This is a genomic window from Nonomuraea sp. NPDC001684 (assembly GCF_053596515.1).
The window spans coordinates 1-3,785 of record NZ_JBSFGJ010000657.1; the positions used below are offsets into that span (position 1 = coordinate 1).

Consider the following 3,785-nt stretch of genomic DNA (forward strand, 5'->3'; position numbering starts at 1 on the left):
ACCTGTTCAAGAAGGCCGGGCTGCCGAGCGACCGGGCCGCGGTGAGCGCTCTCTGGCCGACCTGGGAGCAGTACATCGAGACCGGCAAGAAGTTCGGCGCCGCGAACGTCGCCGGCGCCAAGTTCGTCGACTCCCCCGGCGAGATCTTCCGCGCCATGGTCAACCAGGCCCCGGTCGGCCTGTACGACGCCCAGGACCAGATCATCGTGGCCAGCAACCCCGACGTGAAGAAGGCGTGGGACCTGTCCAACCAGCTCACCCAGGAGGGCCTGACCGCCAAGCTGGCCGCCTTCACCCCGCCGTGGAACACCGGCTTCGCCAAGGGCTCGTTCGCCACGATCATCTGCCCGGCCTGGATGACCGGGTTCATCCAGGAACAGGCCAAGGACGCCTCCGGCAAGTGGGACATCGCGACCGTGCCGGGCGGTTCGGGCAACAGCGGCGGCTCGCACCTGATGGTGCCCAAGCAGAGCAAGCACCCGAAGGAGGCGGCCGAGCTGATCGACTTCCTGACCTCCAAGGAGAACCAGGCCAAGGTGTTCAAGGAGGAGGGCACGTTCCCGTCGATCCCGTCGCTGTACGACGACCCCTCGATCCAGAACTTCACCAAGCCGTTCTTCGGCGACGCCCCCATCGGCAAGATCTACTCCGACGCCGCCAAGGCGCTCAAGCCGCAGCACCTCGGCCCCAAGGAGGCCGACGTCCGGGTGGCGATCGGCAACGGGCTGGGCCGGGTCGAGCAGGGCAAGCAGACGCCCGACGAGGCGTGGGCACAGGTCCTCCAGGACGTCCAGAAGATCAAATGAGTACGCTCCCGCTGTCGGCGCCGGCCCGGCACCGGCGGCGTGGCGTGCGGCACACCCTCGACGTGAGGGTGTCGCCGTACGCCTACGTCGCCCCCTTCTTCCTGCTCTTCTGCGCCTTCGGGCTGTTCCCGCTGATCTACACGGCCTGGGTGAGCCTGCACGACTGGACCCTGCTGTCGGAGGAGCACACGTTCGTCGGCGCGAAGAACTTCCAGACGCTGCTGGCCGACGGCTACTTCTGGAACGCCACCTTCAACACGCTGTCCATCGGCGTGCTGTCCACCGTGCCGCAGCTGCTGCTGGCCATCTGGCTGGCCCACCTGCTGAACCGGCGGCTGCGCTTCCAGACGTTGCTGCGCATCTCGATGCTGCTGCCCAACGTCACCAGCGTGGTGGCCGTGGTGGTGATCTTCAGCCAGCTCTTCGGCCGCGACTTCGGGCTGATCAACTGGGTGCTGTCGTGGGTCGGCATCGGGAAGATCGACTGGGCGGCCGGCACCGCGACCTCGCACATCGCGCTCTCCGTGATGATCATGTGGCGCTGGACCGGCTACAACGCGCTCATCTTCCTGGCCGCCATGCAGGCCGTACCGCGCGAGCTGTACGAGGCCGCCACCCTCGACGGCGCGAGCAGCTTCACCCAGCTGCGCAGGATCACCATCCCGATGATCCGGCCCACGATCATCTTCGTCGTCATCGTCTCCACGATCGGCGCGATGCAGATCATCGCCGAGCCCCTGCTGTTCGGCCAGAGCAGCGGCGCGGGCGGCGGCGCGGCCAGCGGCGGCCCGGACCGCCAGTACCAGACGCTCGCGCTGTTCGTCTACGAGCAGGGTTTCACCAAGTTCGACTTCGGGTACGCCTCGGCGGCGTCCTGGCTGATGTTCCTGGTCGTGGTGGTCGCCGCCGGGATCAACTTCCTGATCAGCCGCCGGGTGAAGGGCGGCACGACATGAGACTGCGCTACCTGACCCTCATCGCGGTCGCCTTCTTCTCCGCCTTCCCGCTCTACTACAGCGTCGTGGTGGCCTCGCGGCACAACTCGGCGCTGGCAGAGGTCCCGCCGCCGCTGCTGCCCGGCGGGAACTTCCTGGCCAACGTCGCCCGCGTGTTCGACACCGTGCCCTTCGGGCTGGCGCTGCTGAACTCGGTCATCGTGGCGGGCTCGATCGCGGTCGCGGTGATGTTCTTCTCGACGCTGGCCGGCTTCGCCTTCGCCAAGCTGAGGTTCCGGGGCAGGAACGCCATGCTGGTGATCACGGTGGCCACCATGATGGTCCCGGCCCAGCTCGGCATCATCCCGCTCTACCTGCTCATGGTGAAACTGGAGTGGACCGGCACGGACTACGCGCTGATCGTGCCGGCGCTGGTCAACGCGTTCGGGGTGTTCTTCATGACCCAGTACCTGACCCGGGCGCTGCCGGACGAGCTGCTGGAGGCCGGGCGGGTGGACGGGTGCACGACGTGGGGCCTGTTCTGGCACGTCGTGCTGCCCGCCGCGCGGCCGGCGGCGGCCGTGCTCGGCATGCTGACGTTCATGTCGGCCTGGAACGACTACTTCTGGCCGCTGGTCGTGCTGAACCCGGACAACCCGACCGTCCAGGTGGCCCTGTCCACGCTGGCCAGCGGTTACGTCAACGACTACGTGCTGGGCCTGGCGGGCACGGCGGTCGGCGTCCTGCCGCTCGTGGCGGTCTTCGCCCTGTTCGGCAGGCAAATCATCGGTGGAATCATGCAAGGAGCTGTTAAGGGATGAAGTTTCCCGAGGAATTCGTCTGGGGAGCCGCCACGGCCTCCTACCAGATCGAGGGGGCGGTCAAGGAGGACGGGCGCGGCCGCTCGATCTGGGACACCTTCTCCCACACCCCCGGGAAGGTCGCCGACGGCGACACCGGTGACGTGGCCTGCGACCACTATCACCGCTACAAGGACGACGTCGCGCTGATGCGCGAGCTGCGGCTGCGGGCCTACCGGTTCTCGGTGGCGTGGCCGCGCGTGCAGCCGGAGGGGACGGGGCCGATCAACCCGCGCGGCCTCGCCTTCTACGACAAGCTCGTAGATGAACTACTGGCCGCCGAAATTTCGCCCTATGTCACGCTTTATCACTGGGATCTTCCCCAAGCCCTCGAAGACCACGGCGGGTGGACGAACCGCGACACGGCCTACCGTTTCGCCGACTACGCCCAGGCCGTGCACGACCGGCTCGGCGACCGGGTGACCCACTGGACGACGCTCAACGAGCCCTGGGTGTCGGCCTTCCTCGGCTACGGCAACGGCGTGCACGCGCCCGGCCGCCGCGACCCGGGCCAGGCCATGCGCGCGGCCCACCACCTGCTGCTCGGCCACGGCCTGGCGGCGCGCCGGCTGCGGGCGGCGGGGGCGCGCAGCATCATGCTCGTGGTCAACTCCGCGCCGGTGCTCACCCCGGCCCAGGTCAACGATCCCACGGCGGTCGCCGGCGAGGCGGACGCGGCCGCCGCCGAACGCGTCCACGCCCTGCTGACCAGGCAGTTCCTCGACCCGGCGGTGCACGGCAGGTACCCGGAGGAGGTCCTGGCGGCGGCGGCGCGCAACGGCGGGACCGCGCACGTCCACGACGGCGACCTGGAGCTGATCAACGCGCCGATCGACCTGGTCGGCGTCAACTACTACAACCCGTGCGTGGTCGAGTCGGGCCCGGGGCTGCCCGCCGACGCCGCCTGGCCCGGCTCCGACGGCGTGCGCTTCACCACGGCGGACGCCCCGGTCACCGCGATGGGCTGGCCGATCGTGCCCGACGGCCTGTCCCGGCTGCTCATCCGGCTCTCGAAGGACTATCCGCAGGTCGGGCTCATGGTCACCGAGAACGGCGCGGCCTTCGACGACCTGGTCGAGGACGGCCGGGTGCACGACGACGAGCGCGTGGCGTACCTGGACGGGCATCTGCGCGAGCTGCACCGGGCCGTCGAGGCGGGCGCCGACCTGCGCGGTTACCTGGTG

Annotated in this window: 4 protein-coding genes; all 4 read left to right on the forward strand. The window is 69.1% G+C overall.

What is annotated here, in order from left to right; all coding sequences use genetic code 11:
• The coding region (locus ACWCSD_RS49460; protein ID WP_449926291.1) for an extracellular solute-binding protein at nt 1-806 on the forward strand (806 nt) is incomplete at its 5' end.
• Entirely contained in the window at nt 803-1,762 is a 960-nt protein-coding gene (locus tag ACWCSD_RS49465) for a carbohydrate ABC transporter permease (RefSeq protein ID WP_397162415.1), read from the forward strand. The genes ACWCSD_RS49460 and ACWCSD_RS49465, both read left to right, overlap by 4 nt.
• The gene (locus tag ACWCSD_RS49470; RefSeq protein ID WP_352349853.1) at nt 1,759-2,562 is read left to right on the forward strand and encodes a carbohydrate ABC transporter permease; all 804 of its coding nucleotides are present in this window, start codon (nt 1,759-1,761) and stop codon (nt 2,560-2,562) included. Before ACWCSD_RS49465 ends, ACWCSD_RS49470 begins: the two co-directional genes overlap by 4 nt.
• The coding region (locus tag ACWCSD_RS49475; protein ID WP_449926295.1) for a GH1 family beta-glucosidase at nt 2,559-3,785 on the forward strand (1,227 nt) is incomplete at its 3' end. The genes ACWCSD_RS49470 and ACWCSD_RS49475, both read left to right, overlap by 4 nt.